The sequence below is a fragment of the Citrobacter sp. LST-B2 genome (assembly GCF_057983045.1).
On the sequence record NZ_CP192598.1, the window covers coordinates 1,925,497 to 1,948,907 of the forward strand.

Here is a 23,411-nt window from a genome sequence, read left to right on the forward strand (position 1 = left end):
TCCTGAATACTTATCCATGCCGACGGATCGGCTGTTCCGTTACCCCACGCTGCATCACCCGACTCAATACGTTGGCCTCCAGCTCCGCTAAACGCACCGATCCCAGGCGGCGGGGGCGTGCAATGTCGACCGTCAAATCCAGTCCAATCTTGCCATCCTCAATCAGCAACACCCGATCGGCCATCGCCACGGCTTCGCTGACGTCATGTGTCACCAGCAGCACGGTAAAACCATGCTCCTGCCACAGCGAAACAATGAGATCTTGCATCTCCAGACGTGTTAACGCATCCAGCGCGCCAAGCGGTTCGTCAAGCAACAGCAGGCCCGGCCGGTGGATTAGCGCCCGCGCAAGGGCAACACGCTGTTTTTGTCCGCCGGAAAGCGCTGCTGGCCATTCGCTCGCCCGCTCTTCCAGCCCAACCGCCGCCAGCGCCTGACGCGCAGCGTCCCGCCAGTGGCCCTTCAGACCCAGTCCCACGTTGTCGATCACCGATTTCCACGGCAAAAGTCGGGCATCCTGAAACATCATGCGGGTGTCGTCCTGACTATCGCGAAGCGGCGTGGTTCCCGCCAGCAGTTCACCGGCGTTTGGCGATTCCAGCCCCGCCAGCAGGCGTAGCAGGGTGCTTTTTCCCCCACCGCTGCGCCCGACGATGGCGACAAACTGGCCTGCCGGGATATGGAGATCAAGCTGATTCAGTACGATGTTACCCGCGTACTTTTTCGTTACCGCATTCAGCAGGAGCGGTGTACCCTGGTTCAGACGGGCGGTATTCATACGGTGGCCTCCTTCACATGATAAGCCGGGTTCCAGCGCAACCAGACGCGTTCCAGCAGTTGAGCGCTGACGTCGGCCAGTTTACCGAGCAGGGCGTAGAGAATAATGGCGACAACCACGATATCCGTTTGCAGGAATTCGCGAGCGTTCATCGCCAGATAACCGATTCCTGAATTGGCTGAAATGGTCTCCGCGACGATCAGGGTCAGCCACATCAGCCCCAGCGCAAAGCGGACGCCGACCATGATCGAGGGCAGGGCGCCGGGCAGGATCACATGGATAAACAGCGAAAAGCCGGATAATCCGTAGCTACGCGCCATCTCCACCAGGCCGCGATCGATGTTGCGGATCCCGTGCCAGGTATTGATGTAGATTGGAAAGAGCGTCCCCAGCGCGACCAGAAAAATCTTCGCGGTTTCATCAATGCCAAACCACAAAATCACTAACGGGATGAGTGCCAGATGTGGAACGTTGCGCAGCATCTGAATGGAGGTGTCCAGAAGGCGTTCCCCCCAGCGCGATAAGCCGCTAATCAGCCCCAGCGTCAGGCCAATCGAACCGCCGATCGAAAAGCCGATCAGCGCACGCCATGAGCTGATGGCCAGATGCTGCCAGAGTTCGCCGCTGGCGGAGAGCGTCCAGAAGGCGATGATCACCCCTTCCGGTGAGGGTAAAATACGCCCGGAGAGCCAGCCCATGGAGGAGGTCAGTTGCCAGACGGCGACGATGCCCACCGGTAAAAACCAGGGGGCAACGCGTAACAACCACTTTTTCGTTGGCGTTACCATCACGGTTCTCCTCAGCTTTGCGCAACCTTGCGCGGGATAAATTCATTCGCCACCGCTTCACCCTGCTGATGCTGGCGTTGCGGTTGTGGGACTTCCGGGATCGCGACGTCCAGATGCGGGAACAACAGTTCGCCGACCCGGTACGCCTCTTCCAGATGTGGGTAGCCGGAAAGGACAAAGCTGTCGATGCCCAGCGCGGCATACTCGTTGATGCGCGCCGCCACCGTCGGTCCGTCGCCGACCAGCGCGGTCCCGGCGCCACCGCGCACCAGACCCACACCGGCCCACAAATTCGGGCTGATCTCCAGTTGGTCGCGCTTGCCGTTATGCAGCGCCGCCATTCGGTGCTGACCGACAGAATCCGTCCGGGCAAACGCCGCTTGCGCCTTCGCGATCGTGTCGTCATCAAGGTGAGCGATCAGCCGGTCCGCGGCTCGCCATGCTTCTTCGTTGGTTTCACGGACAATGACGTGCAGGCGAATGCCAAAACGAATGTTACGCCCACGCGCCGCCGCTTTGGCTCGTACCTGGGCTATCTTCTCTTTCACCAGCTCAGGCGGTTCGCCCCAGGTGAGGTAAAGATCGACCTGTTCAGCGGCCAGATCCTGGGCGACATCTGAAGAGCCGCCGAAGTAAAGTGGGGGATAGGGTTGCTGGATGGGCGGGAAGAACAGTTTCGCTCCGCGAACGTGAATGTGCTTACCGTTGAAGTCGACGGTTTCACCCTGCAATAAACGACGCCAGACCTGGGTGAACTCCGAAGAGGCCTCGTAACGTTCACTGTGATCGAGAAACACACCGTCGCCCGCCAGTTCCTGTGGATCGCTGCCGGTGACCAGGTTAAACAGCGCGCGACCGTTGGAGAGGCGGTCAAGCGTAGCGGCCTGCCGTGCGGCGACTGTCGGTGAAGTGACGCTCGGGCGCAATGCGACCAGGAATTTGAGTCGCTGAGTTACCGGGATCATTGATGCCGCGACCAGCCACGCGTCTTCACAGGATCGCCCGGTGGGGATCAACACACCGGTGAATCCCAGACGATCCGCCGCCTGCGCAATCTGCTGTAAATAGCCGTGATCCACCGGACGCGAGCCTTCCTCCGTCCCCAGATAGTGACCGTCACCGTGCGTCGGTAAAAACCAGAACATATTCAGACTCATAATGATTTTCCTTCCTGTTGAGTGGGGTGCCAGATGCGCTGGCGGATATCGATTTTTTTCGGTACCAGGCGGTTGTCGTAAAACAGATCTGCGGTTTGTTGTTGCAACGCGGCTACAGCGTCACTGACCGGTGAAATGCGGGTCGGCGGGCGATGATCGAGATATGACGCAATCACGGGCTCTGGCAGTCCCATTGTTTTCGCCAGCAGGGCAATGCTTTCCTGCCGCTGGCTGAGGGTTAACGCATCTGCCTGACTGAAGGTATCCAGCACGCCCTGAATGAACGCGCCGTTCTTCTCAGCGTACGGTCGCGCGGCGAGATAGAACGATCCCGTTTGTTTCAGATCGCTGCCGTCTTTCAGTACGCGCACACCGCCCTGCAATAATGCAGCGGAATAGTAAGGATCCCAGATGGCCCATGCATCAACGTTACCCTGCTGGAACGCTGCACGGGCATCGGCAGGGGTAAGATACGTCGGCTGGATATCGGTAAATTTCAGCCCGGCCTGTTGCAGGGCGCGCAGCAGCAGGTTGTGCGAGCTGGATCCTTTCTGGAACGCCACTTTATGGCCTTTCAGTTCCGCCACCGTTTTGATGGGGCTGTTTTCCGGCACCAGAATCACTTCGGCTTTCGGTTTCGCCGGTTCTACGCCGACGTACACTAAATCTGCGCCAGCGGCCTGGGCGAAAATGGGCGGAATATCGCCGGTGCTGCCCAGATCAATACTGCCGACGTTCAGGGCTTCCAGCATTTGCGGTCCGGCGGGAAATTCAATCCAGGATATTTTGGTTCCGGGATAACGCGTTTCCAGCAGCTGGTGGCTTTTCGCCAGGACCATACTGATGCTGCCTTTCTGATAGCCTATACGCAGGGCATCAGGTGAGGGCTCCGCCGCCTGTGTCAGTCCGCAAAAGGCCAGCAGTCCGGCGAATGCCAGCCATGCCGTACGAGCTTTGAGAAGATTACGCATGGGCCGCACCTCGCACAGTATCAAAAGCAGGAACCTTAACGTCGCGGCGGTGCAGGGCGCGCCAGAACGTTTCCAGCGCTTTATCAAGACGCAGCTGTAAATTGGGCGTGAAATGCGGCTTATGCTGATAGTCGATCACCTGGGAGTCATCGGCAAAGACGCCGTGTAAAATCTCCTGCGCCTTCAGGGCGCTGAGCACCGGTTTCAGCGCGTAATCGACGGCAAGCAGATGTGCAACGGTGCCGCCTGTCGCCAGAGGCAGGACGACTTTACCTTCCAGCGCCCGTTCGGGGAGCAGATCGAGCAGCGTTTTTAGCGCCCCGGAATAGGCGGCTTTATAAACCGGCGTGGCAACGATCAGGCCGTCCGCCTCTTTCAGTTGTGCGACCAGTGTTTTCAATGCCGGGCTGTCGAAACGGGCATACAGCAGATCTTCAGGCTCGAAGTTGTGCAGATTCCAGTGGTACACCTCAACGTCCTGACCGTTCAATTTTTCCCGGGCATATTCCAGTAAAGCACTGGATCGAGAGGGAAAGCGTGGGCTTCCCGCCAAAGTGATGACGCGCATAATTGCATTCTCCCCTTATAACCAATTGTTCGCTTTTATTTAACATTGATAACAATTTTTGCAGTCTGACAGAGGGGAATCGGGAATCGAAATGATTTATGCGGAATTGAAAAGCTGAAAATTGCATAAAAAGAAGCTGACAGGGAAAACGTTTGCTTTTTATTGCCGCAGGTCAATTCCCTTTTTGTTCGATATCACCCATAATACGCCCCCGGTTTGCACACCGGGAATCTAGGAGAGTTCATGTACTACCCCTTCGTTCGTAAAGCCCTTTTCCAGCTCGATCCAGAGCGCGCTCATGAATTAACTTTTCAGCAATTACGTCGTGTGACGGGAACGCCGCTAGAAGCGTTGATCCGCCAGAAGGTCCCGGCGAAACCGGTCACCTGTATGGGATTAACCTTTAAAAATCCGCTTGGTCTGGCTGCTGGTCTGGACAAGGACGGGGAGTGTATTGATGCCCTGGGCGCGATGGGATTTGGCTCGATCGAGATCGGCACCGTGACCCCGCGTCCACAGCCCGGCAACGATAAGCCAAGACTGTTCCGCCTGGTCGATGCCGAAGGTTTGATCAACCGTATGGGCTTTAATAACCACGGCGTTGATAACCTGGTCGAGAACGTTAAAAAGGCCCATTATGACGGGGTGCTCGGAATTAATATCGGCAAAAATAAAGATACGCCGGTTGAGCAGGGTAAAGATGACTATCTGATTTGTATGGAAAAAATCTATGCCTATGCCGGTTATATTGCCATTAATATCTCCTCGCCAAATACGCCGGGATTACGTTCATTACAATATGGCGACGCGCTGGATGATTTGCTTACGGCGATTAAAAATAAACAAAACGATCTGCAAAAGATCCACCAGAAATATGTTCCGATCGCTGTAAAGATCGCGCCGGATCTTTCTGAGGAAGAACTGATCCAGGTTGCCGATAGTTTAGTACGCCATAATATTGATGGTGTTATTGCCACCAATACAACACTCGATCGTTCTTTGGTTCAGGGAATGAAAAATTGCGATCAAATGGGTGGCTTAAGTGGTCGTCCGCTGCAATTAAAAAGTACAGAAATTATCCGCCGTCTGTCTCAGGAATTAAAAGGTCAGTTGCCTGTTATTGGCGTTGGCGGTATCGACTCAGTGATTGCCGCGCGCGAGAAGATGGCTGCCGGGGCGTCGCTGGTTCAGATTTATTCTGGTTTTATTTTTAAAGGTCCGCCACTGATTAAAGAAATCGTTACCCATATTTGATTTTTTCTCTCTCTTTATCAGAATATCAGACAACCAGGGGTTTATTTCCTCCCCTGGTTGTTTTATATTCTTTCACTGTTGCTTATTTAAACATTTTAAGCTTTGCTTATTAAGGTAATAAACGAAGCGGCGAAAAAGGACAATTTTGCAACGGGGCGATGGAGAGGGGAGACAAAAAAATGCGAATTAAACCTGACGATAACTGGCGCTGGTATTATGACGAAGAGCATGACCGAATGATGCTCGATTTAGCCAATGGCATGTTATTTCGCTCGCGTTTTGCCCGCAAAATGCTCACCCCGGATGCATTCTCACCGTCCGGTTTTTGCGTTGACGATGCCGCGCTGTACTTTTCCTTTGAAGAAAAGTGCCGCGACCTTGAGCTCTCTAAAGACCAGAAAGCTGAGCTGGTGCTCAATGCGCTGGTGGCCATTCGCTATCTGAAACCCCAAATGCCGAAAAGCTGGCACTTTGTGGCGCACGGCGAAAACTGGGTACCCGGCACTGGCGATGCGGCTTGTGTCTGGCTGAGCGATACCCAGGAACAAATCAATCTGTTAGTGGTAGAGCCTGGCGAAAATGCGGCGCTGTGCCTGCTGGCGCAACCCGGGGTGGTTGTGGCCGGGCGGACGATGCAGCTTGGTGATGCGATTAAAATAATGAATGACCGACTGAAGCCGTCGTTTCGTCCGCACAGCTTCAGCCTGGAACAGGCGGTTTAACGCGCCAGCTTCAGCGCGGTTTTTGGCACGCAGCTACAGCTGAGGATGGTGCCATCATCGCCAAGTGCCGATCTCTTCAGCGGGTTCACTTCGCCTTCCAGCAGTTTGATACGACAGCAGCCGCAAATTCCCGCCCGACACGAATAGGGTACCCGGATCCCCTGGTTTTCCAGTTGCTCAAGCAATACCTGTTGATTGTTCCCCTGAAACGCCTGTCCCTGCCAGTCGATGGTGACCGTCGCATTCGGTTGCTGCGCGACTTCAACCGTCTCCCCGGTGTCGGCGGCGCCATAAACGCGAGCCGGACCGGTCGATAAAACCTCCACTTCATCGCCCACGCGAATCACGCCGCTATTACGGGCGATCAGGTTCAGCCCAAAATCGACATCGCCATTGTCCGGCGCGGTACGGAAGGTTTGCAGCGTTGCCAGCGGCTCACCGGAGGGATGTTTTTGCCCTTTTTCCGGACTGACCGTGGTAAAAATACAGCGGCTGCACGGTTTCGCCACATCAAAGATAACCTCGCCAATGCGGATCACTTTCCAGTTGTCTTCTTCCCATGCCGTAGCACCAGAGACCATGATATTGGGGCGGAACTGTTCAACCTGCACCCCCGCCGGGCAGCGCTGCTGCAGATCGCGCAACGAAGCGTCATTCACCAGCAGATACGGGAAACCATCGGCAAAAGAGAGCGGCACGCCCGCGTGGCGTTTAACCCGCCGGGTCAACTGTGGTCCCACCCAACGCAGTTGCACGCTGCGGGAGAAGAAGCCGCTAAGCCACTGATTAATCGCATCGGGGGCGACTCGCGCGGTAAAATGGTTGCCCCAGACTTCCGTCGGCGCATCCTGGGCGGCAAAATCAGCAAACCGCACCAGCGCGCTGCTGCCGTCAGGCGCGGTCAAATGCAGGCCATCGTGCAGGGGCGAGGGGGTAAAGCGCACCATTTGTGGAAACTGACGCGCTGTGATGAAGGTGCCATCGGCTTCGGTAACCATAAAAATACGATCAAAAGCCAGACCGCTGACGTCTGCCAGAGCGTGGGTCAGCCCAATGCCACGCATTGATTTGACGGGGTGGATGAAAAGTCTGGATAACGTCAACACGGTACAGTCCCTCGAAAGAAATAAGCCTTCAACTTTATGACATAGCGCCCATATTAGCTATAATGCGCAGCAATTTTCTTCGAGTATAAGTGACGCTATGAATTCTTTGTTTGCCAGTACGGCCCGTGGGCTGGAAGAGCTGTTAAAAACTGAACTGGAAAGCCTCGGCGCCGTGGAGTGTCAGGTGGTTCAGGGTGGGGTCCATTTCCAGGGCGACACCCGGCTTGTTTACCAGAGCCTGATGTGGAGTCGCCTGGCCTCGCGCATTATTTTACCGTTGGGTGAGTGCAAAGTTTACAGTGACTTAGACCTTTACCTTGGTGTGCAGGCCATCGACTGGACGGCAATGTTTAATCCGGGTGCGACCTTTGCTGTCCACTTCAGCGGGCTGAACGACACCATTCGCAATAGCCAGTACGGCGCGATGAAAGTCAAGGATGCGATTGTTGACGCCTTCACGCGTAAAAATCTGCCGCGTCCGAATGTCGATCGCGAATCGCCAGACATCCGCGTAAACGTCTGGCTGAATAAAGACACGGCCAGCATTGCGCTGGATTTAAGCGGTGACGGTCTGCATCTGCGCGGCTATCGCGATCGCACCGGTCTGGCACCGATCAAAGAGACGCTGGCGGCGGCGATTGTGATGCGCTCTGGCTGGCAGCCGGGAACTCCATTGCTCGACCCGATGTGCGGTTCGGGCACGCTATTGATTGAGGCGGCGATGTGGGCAACCGATCGCGCACCGGGCTTACACCGTGGGCGTTGGGGCTTTAGCGGCTGGGCGCAGCATGATGACGCTATCTGGCAGGACGTGAAGGCGGAAGCGCAAACCCGCGCCCGCAAAGGTCTGGCTGAATATACCTCGCGTTTTTACGGCTCTGACAGTGATGCCCGAGTGATCGAACGCGCGCGCAGCAACGCCCGTCGCGCAGGGATTGGCGAACTGATCACCTTCGAAGTCAAAGACGTGGCGAAGCTGAGCAATCCGCTGCCGAAAGGTCCTTACGGGACGGTGATCAGCAACCCGCCTTACGGCGAACGTCTGGACAGCGAGCCGGCGCTGATTGCGCTGCACAGCCTGCTGGGACGCACCATGAAGAACCAGTTCGGCGGCTGGAATCTCTCTTTGTTCAGCGCCTCACCGGATTTGCTAAGCAGCCTGCAACTGCGCGCGGACAAACAATTCAAAGCGAAAAACGGCCCGCTGGACTGTGTGCAGAAAAACTACCATGTAGCGGAAAGCACGCCGGACAGCAAACCGGCAACGGTGGCGGAAGACTATGCCAACCGTCTGCGTAAAAACATCAAGAAACTGGAAAAATGGGCGCGTCAGGAAGGGATTGAATGCTACCGCCTGTACGATGCCGATCTGCCTGAATACAACGTAGCGGTCGATCGCTACGCCGACTGGGTCGTGATTCAGGAGTACGCTCCGCCTAAAACTGTCGATGCGCAGAAAGCGCGTCAGCGACTGTTCGACATCATCGCCGCCACCTTGTCGGTGCTGGAGATTGCGCCGAACAAGCTGGTGCTGAAAACCCGTGAACGGCAGAAAGGGAAAAACCAGTATCAGAAGATGAACGAGAAGGGGGAATTCATCGAGGTAAGCGAATACAACGCTCGCCTGTGGGTGAACCTGACCGATTACCTGGATACCGGACTGTTCCTCGATCACCGTATTGCGCGACGGATGCTGGGGCAGATGAGCAACGGCAAAGACTTCCTTAACCTGTTTTCCTACACCGGCAGCGCCAGTGTACACGCAGGTTTAGGTGGCGCGCGCAGCACCACGACGGTCGATATGTCGCGTACCTATCTTGAGTGGGCAGAGCGCAACCTGCGTCTGAATGGCTTGAGCGGACGCGCGCATCGCCTGATCCAGGCCGACTGTCTGGCCTGGCTGCGTGAAGCTAATGAACAGTTTGATCTGATTTTTATCGATCCCCCGACGTTCTCCAACTCGAAACGGATGGAGGATGCCTTTGACGTTCAGCGCGATCACCTGGCGCTGATGAAAGATCTGAAACGTCTGCTGCGTAAAGGCGGCACGATCATGTTCTCCAACAATAAACGCGGATTCCGTATGGATCTTGACGGACTGGCGGCGCTGGGGCTGAAAGCACAAGAAATCACCCAAAAAACGCTTTCCCAGGACTTTGCCCGTAACCGTCAAATCCACAACTGCTGGTTGATTACCGCGGCCTGAAAGGATAAGTAAATGTCATTAATCAGTATGCATGGCGCATGGCTGTCGTTCAGCGACGCGCCGCTTCTTGATAATGCAGAACTGCATATCGAAGATAACGAACGCGTCTGTCTGGTGGGCCGTAACGGCGCCGGCAAATCAACGTTAATGAAGATCCTCAATCGTGAGCAGGGTCTGGACGATGGGCGCATTATTTATGAGCAGGATCTGATCGTTGCCCGTTTGCAACAGGATCCTCCGCGCAATATTGAAGGCACCGTTTACGATTTTGTCGCGGAAGGCATCGAAGAACAGGCGGTCTACCTTAAGCGATATCACGAAATTTCGCGTCTGGTGATGACCGATCCGAGCGACAGAAACTTAAATGAGCTGGCAAAAGTGCAGGAGCAGCTCGATCACCACAATCTGTGGCAACTGGAAAACCGCATCAATGAGGTGCTGGTGCAGTTAGGACTGGATCCTAATGCCGCGTTGTCGTCGCTGTCCGGTGGTTGGCTGCGTAAAGCCGCGCTGGGTCGTGCGCTGGTCAGTAATCCGCGCGTTCTGCTGCTGGATGAACCGACCAACCACCTCGATATTGAAACCATTGACTGGCTGGAAGGGTTCCTGAAGTCGTTCAATGGGACGATTATTTTTATCTCCCACGACCGTTCTTTTATTCGCAATATGGCGACCCGCATTGTCGATCTCGATCGTGGCAAGCTGGTGACCTACCCGGGGAATTACGATCAATACCTGGTGGAGAAAGAAGAGGCGCTGCGCGTCGAAGAACTCCAGAACGCCGAGTTCGATCGCAAGCTGGCGCAGGAAGAGGTGTGGATCCGCCAGGGCATTAAAGCCCGTCGTACCCGTAATGAAGGCCGCGTGAGGGCGCTGAAAGCGATGCGCCGCGAACGCAGCGAACGCCGCGAAGTGATGGGCACCGCGAAGATGCAGGTCGAAGAGGCGACCCGCTCCGGTAAGATCGTTTTCGAAATGGAGAACGTGGATTACCAGGTCGACGGCAAACAGCTGGTGAAAGACTTTTCAGCTCAGGTACAGCGCAGCGATAAAATTGCCCTGATCGGTCCTAACGGCTGCGGTAAGACCACGCTGCTGAAGCTGATGTTAGGCCAGTTGCCGCCGGACAGCGGTCGTATTCACGTCGGTACGAAACTGGAAATCGCTTATTTCGACCAGCACCGCGCCGAACTGGATCCAGACAAGACGGTGATGGACAACCTCGCCGAAGGTAAGCAGGAAGTGATGGTTAACGGCAAACCGCGCCATGTGCTCGGCTATTTGCAGGACTTCTTGTTCCATCCGAAACGGGCGATGACCCCGGTACGCGCACTGTCTGGCGGTGAGCGAAATCGTCTGCTGTTGGCGCGTCTTTTTCTGAAACCCAGCAATCTGTTGATTCTCGATGAACCAACGAACGATCTCGACGTCGAAACGCTGGAGTTGCTGGAAGAGCTGATTGATGGTTATCAGGGCACCGTGTTACTGGTGAGCCACGATCGTCAGTTTGTCGACAATACGGTGACCGAGTGCTGGATTTTCGAAGGCAACGGGAAAATCGGCCGTTATGTCGGCGGCTATCATGATGCACGCAGTCAACAGGAACAGCATCTGGCGTTTAAACAGCCAGCGGCGAAAAAAACTGAGGAAGTGGTTGCCCCGAAAGCAGAAATTGTAAAACGCGCCAGTAGCAAACTAAGCTATAAACTGCAGCGCGAACTGGAACAGTTACCGCAACGGCTGGAAGAACTGGAAGCGAAGCTGGAAGCCCTGCAGGCACAGGTTGCCGACGCCGCGTTTTTCAGCCAGCCTCATGAGCAGACACAACAGGTTTTGGCCGATCTGGCAAATGCAGAGCAAGAACTTGAGCAGGCCTTTGAGCGCTGGGAGTATCTTGAAGCGTTAAAGAATGGTGCATAATTAAGGAGCACACCATGTGCGAACATCATCATGCCGCAAAGCACATTTTGTGCTCGCAGTGTGACATGCTGGTGGCATTGCCCCACCTTGAGCATGGGCAGAAAGCGGCATGCCCGAGATGTGGCACAACATTGACGGTGATGTGGGACGCGCCGAGACAGCGTCCCACTGCCTATGCGTTAGTCGCGTTGTTTATGTTGCTTTTATCGAATCTGTTCCCTTTTGTGAATATGAATGTCGCTGGGGTGAGCAGTGAAGTGACCCTGATGCAAATCCCTGGTGTCCTGTTTTCGGAAAATTACGCCAGTCTCGGTACGTTCTTTTTACTCTTCGTTCAACTGGTACCCGCATTTTGCCTGTTAACCATTCTGTTGTTGGTGAATCGGGTACAAATGCCCGCAAGGCTCAAAGCCCAACTGGCTCGCATTCTGTTTCAGCTAAAGAGCTGGGGAATGGCGGAAATTTTTCTCGCGGGCGTGCTGGTAAGTTTCGTCAAACTGATGGCATACGGCGATATCGGCGTCGGCAGCAGCTTTATCCCCTGGTGCTTCTTCTGCATTCTGCAACTCCGCGCGTTTCAGTGTGTTGACCGTCGCTGGCTGTGGGACGACATCGCCCCTATGCCCGTGATTAAACAGACGTTAACGCCTGGCGTTCCCGGCATTCGTCAGGGATTACGCTCTTGTTCCTGCTGTACGGCGATCCTTCCGGCGGATGAGCATCTTTGCCCGCGCTGCGAAACGAAAGGGTATGTGCGCCGCAGAAACAGCCTGCAATGGACGCTGGCATTACTGTTCACGTCGATCATGCTATATCTTCCAGCGAATATTTTGCCGATCATGATCACCGATTTACTGGGGTCGAAACTGCCTTCCACCATTCTTGAAGGGGTGGTTTTAATCTGGAGTGAAGGCTCTTATCCGGTCGCGGCGGTGATCTTTATCGCCAGTATTATGGTGCCGACGCTAAAAATGATCGCCATTGCCTGGCTGTGCTGGGACGCCAAAGGGCATGGCAAGCGTGACAGTGAACGCATGCACCTGATTTATGAAGTGGTGGAGTTTGTAGGTCGCTGGTCAATGATTGATGTGTTTGTTATCGCCGTGCTCTCTGCGCTGGTGCGCATGGGAGGTTTGATGAATATTTATCCAGCAATGGGTGCATTAATGTTTGCTTTAGTCGTCATTATGACAATGTTTTCTGCGATGACATTTGATCCGCGTCTGTCGTGGGATCGTGAACCAGAACCAGGCCATGAGGAGTCCTGATAACATGGAATCTAAAAGTGGGGAAGCCAAAATCCAGAAAGTAAAAAACTGGTCTCCCGTGTGGATTTTTCCCATCGTCACTGCGCTGATTGGGGCATGGGTTCTGTTCTATCACTACAGCCATCAGGGACCGGTTGTGACCCTGATTACCACCAATGCTGAGGGCATCGAGGGCGGAAAAACCACTATCAAAAGCCGCAGCGTTGACGTGGGTGTCGTCGAAAGCGCCACGCTGACCGACGATCTGACGCATGTTGAAATCAAAGCGCGCCTGAACGCCGGTATGGAAAAACTGCTGCACAAAGACTCCGTGTTTTGGGTGGTGAAGCCACAGGTTGGACGTGAAGGGATCAGCGGCTTAGGGACGCTGCTTTCTGGCGCTTATATCGAACTGCAGCCGGGTAATAAAGGTAACAAACTGGAAAAGTATGATCTGCTGGATTCGCCGCCGCTGGCGCCGCCTGATGCCAAGGGGATCCGCGTGGTGCTCGACAGTAAAAAAGCCGGTCAGCTTAGTCCCGGCGATCCGGTTCTGTTCCGTGGCTATCGCGTCGGATCGGTGGAAACCAGTACTTTTGATCCACAAAAACGCAGCATCAGCTATCAGCTGTTTATTAATGCACCTAACGATCGCCTGGTCACCAGCAACGTCCGTTTCTGGAAAGACAGCGGGATTGCCGTGGATCTGACGTCCGCAGGCATGCGGGTAGAAATGGGCTCGCTGACGACGTTATTTGGCGGAGGTGTTAGTTTTGACGTACCTGAAGGGCTTGAGCAGGGTCAGCCGGTTGCCGAGAAGGCCGCCTTTAGCCTGTATGACGATCAGAAAAGCATCCAGGATTCGCTGTTCACCGAGCACATCGATTACCTGATGTTCTTCAAAGATTCGATCCGCGGTCTGCAACCGGGAGCGCCGCTGGAGTTCCGCGGTATTCGTCTGGGGACGGTGAGTAAAGTGCCGTTCTTTGCGCCAAATATGCGTCAGGTGTTTAACAACGATTACCGTATTCCTGTGCTGGTGCGCATTGAACCCGAGCGTCTGAAAGCGCAGTTGGGTGAAGATACCGACGTGGGCGCTCATCTGGCCGACCTGCTGAAGCGGGGCTTACGCGGCTCGCTGAAAACCGGGAACCTGGTGACCGGGGCGTTGTATGTCGATCTGGACTTCTATCCGAAAGAGCCGCCGATTACTGGCATTCGCGAGTTTAACGGTTATCAGATCATCCCGACGGTGAGCGGCGGTCTGGCACAAATTCAGCAGCGGCTGATGGAAGCGCTGGATAAGATCAACAATCTGCCGCTGAACCCGATGATTGAGCAGGCCACCAATACGTTGAGTGAAAGCCAGCGCACGATGAAACATCTGCAAACGACACTGGATAACATGAACAAGATTACGTCCAGTCAGTCTATGCAACAACTGCCGGCAGATATGCAGAATACTCTGCGTGAACTGAATCGCAGCATGCAGGGCTTCCAGCCGGGTTCGGCAGCCTACAACAAGATGGTGGCCGATATGCAACGTCTTGATCAGGTGCTCCGCGAGCTACAGCCGGTGCTGAAAACGCTGAATGACAAGAGTAACGCGCTGGTGTTTGAAGCGAAGGACAAGAAAGATCCAGAGCCGAAGAGGGCGAAACAATGAAAAAGTGGCTAGTGGTGGCGATGGCGTTCTGGCTGACATCATGCAGTACCAGTGGAGATAACAAAAGCTATTACCAGCTTCCTGTTGCGCAAGGTGGCGTGCAGAGTACCGCAAGCCAGGGGAACCGTCTGCTGTGGGTCGAGCAAGTTGCAGTGCCGGATTATCTGGCCGGCAATGGCGTGGTCTATCAGACCAGCGATGTACAGTACGTGATCGCCAATAATAATCTGTGGGCCAGCCCGCTGGATCAACAGTTGCGCAATACGCTGGTTGCCAATCTGAGTACACAATTGCCGGGTTGGGTGGTGGCGTCTCAACCGTTAGGCAGCGTGCAGGACACGCTCAACGTGACGGTCACCGGCTTCCACGGTCGTTATGATGGCAAAGTGGTGGTCAGCGGTGAGTGGCTGCTAAACCATCAGGGACGTCTCATTAAGCGCCCGTTCCACATTGAAGCCATACAGACACAGGACGGTTACGATGAAATGGTGAAAGTGCTGGCGAACGTCTGGAGTCAGGAAGCGGCGGCGATCGCTCAGGAGCTGAAGCGCATCCCATAGTTTAAAATTTTGTAAATAAAACCGTCTCAGACCGTGCGTTTGAGGCGGTTTTTTTTTGGCCATAAAGAGGGGCCAGGAACTTGTTCCGGTTCACATTTTTTGTACAACCGAGTTTTTCACTAGCTCACAAATATGACACCTGTGTGAATTTTGCGCATTGACGGAACCGGGGATTCGCGGTATTCGTTTAGTGTGATTGCACACTTCGTAATCACTGTTATCTTTTCCACCAGATATTAAGTATGAGGGAAACGAGGCATGAAGAGACAAAAACGAGATCGCCTGGAACGGGCACATCAACGTGGTTATCAGGCCGGTATTGCCGGACGCTCAAAAGAAATGTGTCCCTATCAGACGCTGAATCAGAGGTCGTACTGGCTAGGAGGCTGGCGAGAAGCCATGGCTGACAGGGTGGTAATGGCCTGATTCTGTCTCTTTAAAAAGAAACCTCCGCAGTGCGGAGGTTTCGCCTTTTATGACCTGTGATAAATGACGCTATCTGGTCATTCACCCGGTTGGCATCAGAACGCAGAGGTGTCCTGGAACAGCCCGACTTTCAGATCGTTTGCGGTATAAATCAGACGACCATCCACCAGCACTTCACCATCTGCCAGACCCATGATCAGGCGGCGATTTACGATGCGCTTGAAGTGGATACGGTAGGTCACTTTCTTCGCAGAAGGCAACACCTGACCGGTGAACTTCACTTCGCCTACGCCCAGCGCGCGGCCTTTGCCTTCACCGCCGAGCCAGCCGAGGTAGAATCCAACCAACTGCCACATGGCGTCCAGTCCCAGGCAACCCGGCATGACCGGATCACCGATGAAGTGGCATCCGAAGAACCAAAGATCCGGATTAATATCCAGCTCTGCCTCAACATAACCTTTGTCGAAGTTGCCGCCCGTTTCGGTCATTTTGACGACACGGTCCATCATCAGCATGTTAGGAGCAGGCAACTGCGGGCCTTTCGCACCAAACAGCTCACCGCGACCAGAGGCAAGAAGGTCTTCTTTTGTATAGGATTCGCGTTTATCTACCATGTTCTCTGTAAGCCTTATTTTATTGAAGCACGCAGGATAGCTAACACGTGTACGCTGAACAAGTCCGATCAGTTAGGAAAAAAACCGTTCAGCCAACGCAGCGGCCATGGAAAACGGTGACGTCCTTCCTGTTGCGTCGCCTGGGCGATACGCTCCTGGATAGTCTGCATCAGCGTCATCTGGCCTTCGCCATCCCACACCAGATTTAACAGCAGCGGTAATGCGTCGGTCACGTCATCTACCGCCCAGATAGTGAACTTCTCTTCTTCAACGGCCTGTAACAGTGCGGGTTGCAGGCTCAGGTGTCTGACGTTAGAAGAAGGGATAATCACCCCTTGCTTACCCGTCAGTTCACGCTGTTGGCAAATCGCGAAGAAGCCTTCAATTTTTTCATTTAAACCACCAACCGGCTGGGCTCGACCGAACTGATCGACCGACCCGGTAACAGCGATGTTCTGATTTACCGGCACATCTGACAGGGCGCTGATGAGTGCACACAGTTCCGCCATGGACGCGCTGTCGCCATCGACTTCACTGTAGGACTGTTCAAACGTGAGTGAAGCCGAGAAGGGGAGCTGTTGTTCGAGCTGGAGTTCCGACATCAGGAACGCCTGCATGATCATCATCCCCTTAGCATGAATATTACCGCCAAGTTCTGCTTTCCGCTCAATGTCCGTGAACTCGCCATCGCCGATGTGCACGACGCAACTAATGCGAGAAGGTTCACCGAAGGCGCGAGGGTGACCCGGAAACTCAATCACCGACAGGGCGTTGATCTGACCCACGCGCTCACCCTCGGTTTCGATCAGAATCTGTTCCTGGAGGATCTCATCCTGCATGCGTTCAGCCAGGAACCCTTCACGCCACGCTCTCTGAGCAAGCATCAGGCTAAGTTGTTCACCGCTGCAGGTTTCGCTTTCGCACAGCGGCGCGACTTCCGTGAACTGCCTGATGATCCACAGCGGATTGAGCGGTAACGTATCCTGTTCGCCGGTATAGCGCACCGCTTCGCGAACCAGCACTTCCCAGGCGTCGGGTGCCGGGTAAGGCAACTGATTATGTCTCGCGGTCCACGTTACCCACTGGCACCACTGCGTCATGGATTCTGCATCCACAATCTGCAGGTTATCTTCGAATTCGCTATAAATCGCCTGCTCGGCCAGTTCGGGCTCCATCTCCTGGAAGTCCGCCAGCGATTCGCGCTCACCGACTAACAGCACCTTCAGTTTAAGCGGCATAGACGGCACAGAGACTGGTAGCGGACGTGATTCATCAAAGGCTACCCAGTCAAAGCGTTCGCGGCTGACAATCGCTTTCAGGCGCATCCACAGTAGCGGTTGTGCAAGCAGAGTGCGCAGCGAGATAACCAGCACGCCGCCATTGGCCTGGTGAACCAGTCCCGGTTGTAACGTGATGTCGCCGTTGAATTGACGCAGGCAGCCAAACAGTTGCTCTGCCTCAACCCAGTCGGCAATCACCACCTGAGATAAGGTAGAAAAATTATCCTCTTCCCGCTCAGCGTCACGATAGCGAATCGTGTGACCAGAGATCTCGTAATGACCTCCCGTCAGGTGACCGGCATTGTGCTGCAAGGCACGTGCGGCATCGGCAAGAAGATTAAGATACTCAAGCTCTTCGGGGGCTTTGGCCAGCATGAAAGGGGATGAGGCTCTGGGCTGTAACAATTGCTCCAGGGCAAATTGCAAACGTGGTTGAGTATCACTCAGTAATGTGTCGTTTTCTTCAGTGACATGTGGCTGTGCAAAAATCTCCTGATAGCTTTCGGTATCAGGGACAAGATCACGCCATGCAAGTTTCGTAATGGTCAAAGTTGATGTTTTTTAGTCTGTTGTAAAAGACGCGATTATAGCGTAACCGTCCGCGCTTCACACGTGGAATGCGATGGCAAACGCACAGGAGGCTGCAGAGTGGCTCACAGCCTGAAGATTCTTTTCTTCAGATGCTAAAAAAGCTGATATTCTGATAGGAGTGACACGGTAACATTGAGATCGCCATGAAATATCAACAACTTGAGAATCTTGAAAGCGGTTGGAAGTGGAAGTACCTGGTGAAGAAGCATCGCGAAGGGGAATTAATAACCCGTTATGTGGAGGCCAGTGCAGCCCAGGAGGCCGTGGATTTGTTGCTTACGCTGGAAAATGAACCGGTGCGGGTCAATCTCTGGATTGACGAACATATGAGTCCCGCGCTGCAAAACCGCATGAAACAGACGATACGCGCACGGCGTAAACGTCATTTCAATGCCGAGCATCAGCACACGCGAAAGAAATCTATCGATCTGGAATTTATTGTCTGGCAGAGACTGGCAGGGCTGGCACAGCGGCGAGGCAAAACGCTATCAGAGACCGTAGTGCAGCTGATTGAAGATGCAGAGAATAAAGAGAAGTACGCTAACAAGATGTCTTCGCTAAAGCAGGATCTGCAGGCGCTGTTAGGCAAAGAGTGACAGGTTTTCATCAAAGCTGTTTTGCTGACGGCCAAAAAAAACCCCGCAACGCGGGGTTTTTTCATAAGACGGAAACTTAAGCCTGCGGCTGAGTTACAACGTCTTTGATGCCTTTAACTTCGATCTCAACGCGACGATCCGGGGCCAGGCAGTCGATCAGTGCAGCGCGAGCTTTCACGTTGTCACAGGTGTTGCCAGTAACCGGGTTGGATTCGCCCATACCACGTGCGGAGATCTTGTCAGCCGGGATACCTTTAGAGATCAGGTAATCAACAACAGACTGAGCACGTTTCTCAGACAGACCCTGGTTGTAAGCGTCAGAACCGATGCGGTCCGTGAAGCCCAGAACCACTACGGAACCGTCTTTCGGATCCAGGTTGCTCAGCTGGCTGTACATCTGATCCAGAGCCTGCTGGCCTTCTGGTTTCAGAGTCGCTTTGTTGAAGTTGAACAGAACGTCAGACTTCAGAGTGAAGTGTTTGGTCTGTACTTCAGGAGCTGGAGCCGGAGCCGGCGCTACGATCGGAGCAGCTTGTTCCTGCTGACCGAAACGGTAAGAAACACCTACGCTCAGCAGACCGTTGTCTGGACGAGTACCGATGGTGTTAGCGTCACCGATGTTGTTGGTCCACTGGTATTCCAGACGGGTAGCGATTTCAGGAGTAATTGCGTACTCAACACCACCTGCGAATACTGGGGATACGCCAGTGTCGTGGTCTTTAAAGGAAGCGCCACCAGGTTCGTTAGCCTTGGTGTCTGCACGCCATACCATACCACCCAGACGAGTGTAGATGTCCAGATCGTCAGTGATTGGGTAACCCAGTTTAGCGGTCAGCTGAACGCCCTGAGCTTTGTAAGCGCCGTTGATGTTGTCGCCTTTGTACGGCATACGACCTAACCAGTCGTAACCCATTTCAAAGCCAACATACGGGTTAACCTGGTAACCACCGAACGCACCGGCACCCAGTTGGTTTTCGTGGGTCGGACCGTTGTTGTTGATGAAACCAGTGTCATGGTACTGGGACCAGCCCAGTTTAGCACCAGTGTACCAGGTGTTATCTTTCGGAGCGGCCTGCGCTACGGTAGCGAAACCAGCCAGTGCCACTGCAATCGCGATAGCTGTCTTTTTCATTTTTTGCGCCTCGTTATCATCCAAAATACGCCATGAATATCTCCAACGAGATAACACGGTTAAATCCTTCACCGGGGGAGTAGTTCAATAGTTACTCTACCGATATCTGCGGCTTACGCCGAGCACCCCTGGCGATGTAAAGTCTACAACGTAGTTGAAAACTTACAAGTGTGAACTCTGTCAGGCATATGAAAAAAAAAAACTTGTATACATAATATTTAACATTTGGCGCATCAGAATTTATCGCCAGATTTCGCGGGAACCGCGTGCGCCAAGCGTTCACAGAAAAAAAACGTTAGTCCTCAATGTGAAGGTCGAGGAGGAAAAAAAATTCCAGGATAAATCCTAAATTTACTCAATGATACAAATTTGAGTGAATTTTTAGCCCGGTTTGCTGTCTCGTGGCATGGGTGTGTGCATTCACGGGACGCATGATAAATCCCATCGCATTTCCTTCATCTGCCGCCTTAACCAATTCAGCATGTTCTTCTTCTGTTAATTCTTCTGTTAGCCAGCCAATTACCACGCTGTAGTTGCCCGTGCGCAATGCACGAACCATTGATTCCAGCGTATGGCAGGGGGACAGTTGGTTAATTTGCATCACTTTAGTCAGCGGAAGCCCAGCAGACTGAACCCATTCACGGCTCAGCTTCTGCTGTGGCGTCAGCCAGAGCTGCCAGCGCGATTGCTGTCCTAGCTGCTGAAGAAGCGGTAACAGCAGTAACTGCGTCATCATGGGCTGGTCTTCGCGGTAGACCACTTCGCTGATAAGCCCGGTGGACACTTTCTCGGAAGAGACGCGCGCCATCGTGTTCGATGTGGAAGAGAATGACGGAGAACGATTTGCGTAGCCTGAAGTGTACATAATCAATCCAGCCCTGTGAGTTACTGTATGGATGTACAGTAACCCTGATGTCGTGAAAGATCAACTTTATTTTCGGAAAGAGACTCGCAATTTTTATTCATGGTAGCGGTAAAAACGAAATTCAGCTTGCCCCTTGAGAATAAGTTGCCTATTTTCGTCATTAACGGATTCGTGACGGCAAATCATTCTTTTAGTTTATGATTTAAAAGGGAATTTTATGAAAATTCACTCCTATGACAGGATCTATAAATCACAGGAATATTTATCTTCTCTGGGGACGATCCACTTCCGCTCACTGTTTGGCAGTTACAGTCTGACAATCAGGAATACCGTCTTTGCGATGGTTGCCAATGGGGAGCTCTATCTGCGTGCCTGTGAGCAAAGCGTACAGTATTGCGTGCAACATTCCCCGGTCTGGCTGACGTTTCTTAAACGCGGGCGTCCGGTCATGCTTAATTATTATCAGGTTGATGACACTCTTTGGCGCGACCAGCAACAGTTGATCCAGTTGTCGAAGTTTTCGCTGGATGCCGCGTTGCAGGAGAAGTTGTCCCGCAGTTCTCAGCAGCGGCTTAAGGATCTCCCCAATATGACCTTTCATCTGGAGAGTTTGCTGAATGAAGCGGGGATCTACGACGTCGCTACCCTGCGAATGCTGGGCGCTAAAATGTGCTGGTTGCGACTGCGACAAATGAACAAATCCATCACTGACAAGGTGCTGTTTAATCTTGAAGGGGCTATTTATGGTATCCATGAAGCGGCGCTCCCGGCGATACGCCGCCAGGAGCTTGCTCTGTGGGTTAAGTCGCTTTCACCGGTGCCGATGTCGGTGGAGAAGAGTGAGTGATTTGCCGCTGTAGCCGCCCCATTTCCGGCAGCAGGGCCACCAGTAAACCGACCTGCTGAATCACCAGTGGTTCTTTGCTGTCCGGACGTGGCTCAAGCTGCTGAATGCGCTGTTTCAGTTCGGCGAGAGCTTGCTGCACGCGCGCTTCGTCGGCCGGGAGATGATGCAGCGCATCATCGACATAACAGACCGCATCGTCCAGCAAAGCCAGCACGTCGGGGTTGGTGAGTTGCTCACGATGCGCACCTAAAGCAGAAATATAACTGGTGAATGTATGATTGAGGCAGAGCAAACGGAACGCGGCCTCACGTGTTTGTGCCGTCACGTCGGGCTCGCTGGACATATTCGACACCACGGAGGCCAGCTCAGCATCGCGGTTATGGGCATCGCGACGGGCAATCCGATATGCCAGTCGATTATCGCGTCCCTGATGGTACTGCTCCAGGATGGCGTCAAGATAGCGACAGTTTGCATCGGTCGCTCTTTCCATCACTCGCGGGAGGTTTCGGAAACGCCAGTCCGGCCAGATAAAGCTCACTGCCGCCCAGGCGATGGCGCAGCCGATGAGCGTATCAATCACCCTGGGGAGGGCGACTTCAAACCCTTCGCCGAGCAAGTTGAAGCACAGCAGAACCAGCAGCGTGATAAACATAGTGGCGTGGGCATACTGGACGTTGCGAAAGGCAAAGAACAGAACGCCGGTGATCACCAGTAAAATAAGCTGACCTTCCAGCGACGGAACAAACCATAAAATCGGGATACCAATCGCCACCCCGACCAGGGTACCGATAATCCTCAGCGCCAGGCGGTGCCGCGTGGCGTTGTAGTTTGGCTGACAAACAAACAGGCTGGTCAGCAGGATCCAGTAACCGTGATGCATACCGGTTATCTGAATGATCGCGTAGCCGACGCACAGAACCAGAGACATCCTGACCGCATGGCGAAACAGCGCCGATTCGGGAGTAAAGTTACGACTCAGACGCAGCCAGATATCGCTGAACCCGTGCGGACTGTCATCGGCGAGCTGGCTCTCCGATTCGTTACGCGGCATAGCCAGCGCCTGTTCTGATTCAATTGTTGCCAGTTGTGCATCGATGGCGCGCAAATTAGCCAGTAAAAATCCCAGCGTTTTCAGCAGATCGGCGGAGGCGCCGTTTGCCCGCATTCGCTCAAGCGCGGCGTCGAGATGCGTGAAGGCGCGTTCAAAATGCGGATCGTGCTGATAGGGGACGCGCAACAAAATACAGCGCGACAGTTGCAGACAGGCCTGGCCCTGCATCGACATCAGGCGTTGAAAGCGAAACATCACGTCGCTGTGACGGAAATGGTCACGTAGCGTCTGGTATTGAATATGCGAGGAGCTGGCGCGCTCATGAATATCCTGCGCCACAAAGTAGTAATGCAGAGTTCGCCGTGTGCCGCGCTGCCCCCGGTCGCCGCGCAGGCGAGTCAACAGGGACACTTTCGTCTGATTCAGTGTCGCCATCAGTTGGCCGTTGGCCAGCGCTAAGTCATAAAGCGGTGCCTGGCTTTCATTTTCAATATCCGGGTCAAAAAGCCGTGACTTCAGCTCCAGATAGTGCGCCAGTTGCTCATAGCTGCGTGCCAGATTGTCCTGCAAGGGACGAATTGGGAACAGCAAATGACCGATAAGCGTCAGCCCGTTGTACCAGATAGCGCCCGCCAGCAGCAGAAGCGGTTGCTGATACCATTGGGCGTACAACGACGCCCCAAGCATGGTGTAAATGGCGATCAGCAATGCGCCAAAGGCAATCGTCGCATAACGCTGCCCTAAACCGCCGAGCAGGATAAAACCGCTGGTAGAGAGCGTCAGTCCGATGGCGAACAGCCATGGGTAAGGAAACAGTAGCTCGACTGACGCAGAGGCGATAAAAAAGCAGATTAGCGTAATGATCAGGTTGCGCAGACGACCCGCGAGACGATCGTCCAGATCGGTCAGCGCTGCTGCCACCATCCCCAGCGTCAGGGGGATGGTCAGTTTGACATCACCCAACCACCAGGGCAGCGCTGTTGTTCCGCAGAGGGCGATAAAAATACGCACGTAATACAGCCAGGTGCTGTTCCAGGTATAGCGGCGAAGCAGGGGACTTAACATA

At 53.9% G+C, this 23,411-nt stretch carries 21 protein-coding genes; 10 read left to right on the forward strand and 11 right to left on the reverse strand.

Features of this window, described 5'->3' with window-relative positions; genetic code table 11:
- Nucleotides 1-10 precede the first annotated feature (10 nt).
- The 5 genes from ssuB to ssuE are packed head-to-tail and all read right to left on the reverse strand — an operon-like array spanning nucleotide 11 to nucleotide 4,262.
- A complete protein-coding gene (gene ssuB, locus ACQ0PY_RS09095; RefSeq protein ID WP_043001173.1) occupies nucleotides 11-778 on the reverse strand; it encodes an aliphatic sulfonates ABC transporter ATP-binding protein in 768 nt (255 codons plus the stop codon).
- Complete coding sequence (gene ssuC, locus ACQ0PY_RS09100) at nucleotides 775-1,566, reverse strand: aliphatic sulfonate ABC transporter permease SsuC (RefSeq protein ID WP_044265743.1); 792 nt, start codon at nucleotides 1,564-1,566, stop codon at nucleotides 775-777. Before ssuC ends, ssuB begins: the two co-directional genes overlap by 4 nt.
- An 11-nt stretch (nucleotides 1,567-1,577) precedes the next feature.
- On the reverse strand, nucleotides 1,578-2,723 hold the full coding sequence (gene ssuD, locus ACQ0PY_RS09105; protein ID WP_043001171.1) for an FMNH2-dependent alkanesulfonate monooxygenase: 1,146 nt from the start codon (nucleotides 2,721-2,723) through the stop codon (nucleotides 1,578-1,580).
- A complete protein-coding gene (locus ACQ0PY_RS09110; RefSeq protein ID WP_043001170.1) occupies nucleotides 2,720-3,694 on the reverse strand; it encodes a sulfonate ABC transporter substrate-binding protein in 975 nt (324 codons plus the stop codon). The genes ssuD and ACQ0PY_RS09110 overlap by 4 nt, the downstream gene beginning before the upstream one ends.
- Nucleotides 3,687-4,262 (reverse strand): NADPH-dependent FMN reductase, encoded by a 576-nt coding sequence (ssuE, locus tag ACQ0PY_RS09115; protein ID WP_044265740.1) that lies wholly within the window; start codon nucleotides 4,260-4,262, stop codon nucleotides 3,687-3,689. Before ssuE ends, ACQ0PY_RS09110 begins: the two co-directional genes overlap by 8 nt.
- A 243-nt stretch (nucleotides 4,263-4,505) precedes the next feature.
- Between ssuE and pyrD the strand changes: the two genes are divergently transcribed.
- Complete coding sequence (gene pyrD, locus ACQ0PY_RS09120; RefSeq protein ID WP_043001168.1) at nucleotides 4,506-5,516, forward strand: quinone-dependent dihydroorotate dehydrogenase; 1,011 nt, start codon at nucleotides 4,506-4,508, stop codon at nucleotides 5,514-5,516.
- 179 nt (nucleotides 5,517-5,695) lie between these two features.
- Complete coding sequence (gene zapC / locus ACQ0PY_RS09125; RefSeq protein WP_043001167.1) at nucleotides 5,696-6,238, forward strand: cell division protein ZapC; 543 nt, start codon at nucleotides 5,696-5,698, stop codon at nucleotides 6,236-6,238.
- On the opposite strand, the gene ACQ0PY_RS09130 is transcribed toward zapC, so the two are convergent.
- Nucleotides 6,235-7,344, reverse strand: a complete 1,110-nt coding sequence (locus ACQ0PY_RS09130; RefSeq protein ID WP_044265737.1) for a YcbX family protein — start codon at nucleotides 7,342-7,344, stop codon at nucleotides 6,235-6,237. The two genes, zapC and ACQ0PY_RS09130, sit on opposite strands and share 4 nt — an antisense overlap.
- A gap of 97 nt (nucleotides 7,345-7,441) precedes the next feature.
- Here ACQ0PY_RS09130 and rlmKL point away from each other — a divergent pair, with 97 nt between their 5' ends.
- The 6 genes from rlmKL to rmf all read left to right on the forward strand — a co-directional run bounded on the left by rlmKL (nucleotide 7,442) and on the right by rmf (nucleotide 15,369).
- On the forward strand, nucleotides 7,442-9,550 hold the full coding sequence (gene rlmKL / locus ACQ0PY_RS09135) for a bifunctional 23S rRNA (guanine(2069)-N(7))-methyltransferase RlmK/23S rRNA (guanine(2445)-N(2))-methyltransferase RlmL (protein ID WP_043001165.1): 2,109 nt from the start codon (nucleotides 7,442-7,444) through the stop codon (nucleotides 9,548-9,550).
- Between the two features lie 12 nt (nucleotides 9,551-9,562).
- Nucleotides 9,563-11,470 (forward strand): ABC transporter ATP-binding protein, encoded by a 1,908-nt coding sequence (locus tag ACQ0PY_RS09140; protein WP_109740138.1) that lies wholly within the window; start codon nucleotides 9,563-9,565, stop codon nucleotides 11,468-11,470.
- 14 nt (nucleotides 11,471-11,484) lie between these two features.
- Complete coding sequence (gene pqiA, locus ACQ0PY_RS09145; protein ID WP_043001163.1) at nucleotides 11,485-12,738, forward strand: membrane integrity-associated transporter subunit PqiA; 1,254 nt, start codon at nucleotides 11,485-11,487, stop codon at nucleotides 12,736-12,738.
- A 4-nt stretch (nucleotides 12,739-12,742) separates the two neighbouring features.
- A complete protein-coding gene (pqiB, locus tag ACQ0PY_RS09150; protein WP_044256306.1) occupies nucleotides 12,743-14,383 on the forward strand; it encodes an intermembrane transport protein PqiB in 1,641 nt (546 codons plus the stop codon).
- Nucleotides 14,380-14,943: a membrane integrity-associated transporter subunit PqiC gene (gene pqiC / locus ACQ0PY_RS09155; protein WP_044256303.1), complete on the forward strand. Its 564-nt coding sequence runs from the start codon at nucleotides 14,380-14,382 to the stop codon at nucleotides 14,941-14,943. Before pqiB ends, pqiC begins: the two co-directional genes overlap by 4 nt.
- Before the next feature lie 258 nt (nucleotides 14,944-15,201).
- Nucleotides 15,202-15,369 carry a ribosome modulation factor gene (gene rmf / locus ACQ0PY_RS09160; protein ID WP_042320000.1) on the forward strand — a complete coding sequence of 56 codons (168 nt, stop codon included), beginning with the start codon at nucleotides 15,202-15,204 and terminating at the stop codon, nucleotides 15,367-15,369.
- Nucleotides 15,370-15,464: 95 nt separating this feature from the next.
- Here rmf and fabA read toward each other — a convergent pair whose 3' ends face one another.
- Together fabA and ACQ0PY_RS09170 are read right to left on the reverse strand one after the other, a co-directional pair.
- On the reverse strand, nucleotides 15,465-15,983 hold the full coding sequence (gene fabA / locus ACQ0PY_RS09165; protein WP_013097260.1) for a bifunctional 3-hydroxydecanoyl-ACP dehydratase/trans-2-decenoyl-ACP isomerase: 519 nt from the start codon (nucleotides 15,981-15,983) through the stop codon (nucleotides 15,465-15,467).
- Nucleotides 15,984-16,051: 68 nt separating this feature from the next.
- A complete protein-coding gene (locus ACQ0PY_RS09170; protein WP_043001160.1) occupies nucleotides 16,052-17,812 on the reverse strand; it encodes an AAA family ATPase in 1,761 nt (586 codons plus the stop codon).
- A gap of 185 nt (nucleotides 17,813-17,997) precedes the next feature.
- Here ACQ0PY_RS09170 and matP point away from each other — a divergent pair, with 185 nt between their 5' ends.
- The gene (matP, locus tag ACQ0PY_RS09175; RefSeq protein ID WP_043001159.1) at nucleotides 17,998-18,450 is read left to right on the forward strand and encodes a macrodomain Ter protein MatP; all 453 of its coding nucleotides are present in this window, start codon (nucleotides 17,998-18,000) and stop codon (nucleotides 18,448-18,450) included.
- Nucleotides 18,451-18,526: 76 nt separating this feature from the next.
- On the opposite strand, the gene ompA is transcribed toward matP, so the two are convergent.
- Together ompA and sulA are read right to left on the reverse strand one after the other, a co-directional pair.
- The gene (gene ompA / locus ACQ0PY_RS09180; protein WP_043001975.1) at nucleotides 18,527-19,582 is read right to left on the reverse strand and encodes a porin OmpA; all 1,056 of its coding nucleotides are present in this window, start codon (nucleotides 19,580-19,582) and stop codon (nucleotides 18,527-18,529) included.
- 355 nt (nucleotides 19,583-19,937) lie between these two features.
- A complete protein-coding gene (gene sulA, locus ACQ0PY_RS09185; protein WP_043001158.1) occupies nucleotides 19,938-20,447 on the reverse strand; it encodes an SOS-induced cell division inhibitor SulA in 510 nt (169 codons plus the stop codon).
- 217 nt (nucleotides 20,448-20,664) lie between these two features.
- Between sulA and ACQ0PY_RS09190 the strand changes: the two genes are divergently transcribed.
- Nucleotides 20,665-21,294, forward strand: a complete 630-nt coding sequence (locus tag ACQ0PY_RS09190) for a TfoX/Sxy family DNA transformation protein (protein WP_043001157.1) — start codon at nucleotides 20,665-20,667, stop codon at nucleotides 21,292-21,294.
- Here the strand turns inward: ACQ0PY_RS09190 and yccS are convergent.
- Nucleotides 21,248-23,410 carry a YccS family putative transporter gene (gene yccS / locus ACQ0PY_RS09195; RefSeq protein ID WP_109740139.1) on the reverse strand — a complete coding sequence of 721 codons (2,163 nt, stop codon included), beginning with the start codon at nucleotides 23,408-23,410 and terminating at the stop codon, nucleotides 21,248-21,250. The two genes, ACQ0PY_RS09190 and yccS, sit on opposite strands and share 47 nt — an antisense overlap.
- Nucleotide 23,411 lies beyond the last annotated feature (1 nt).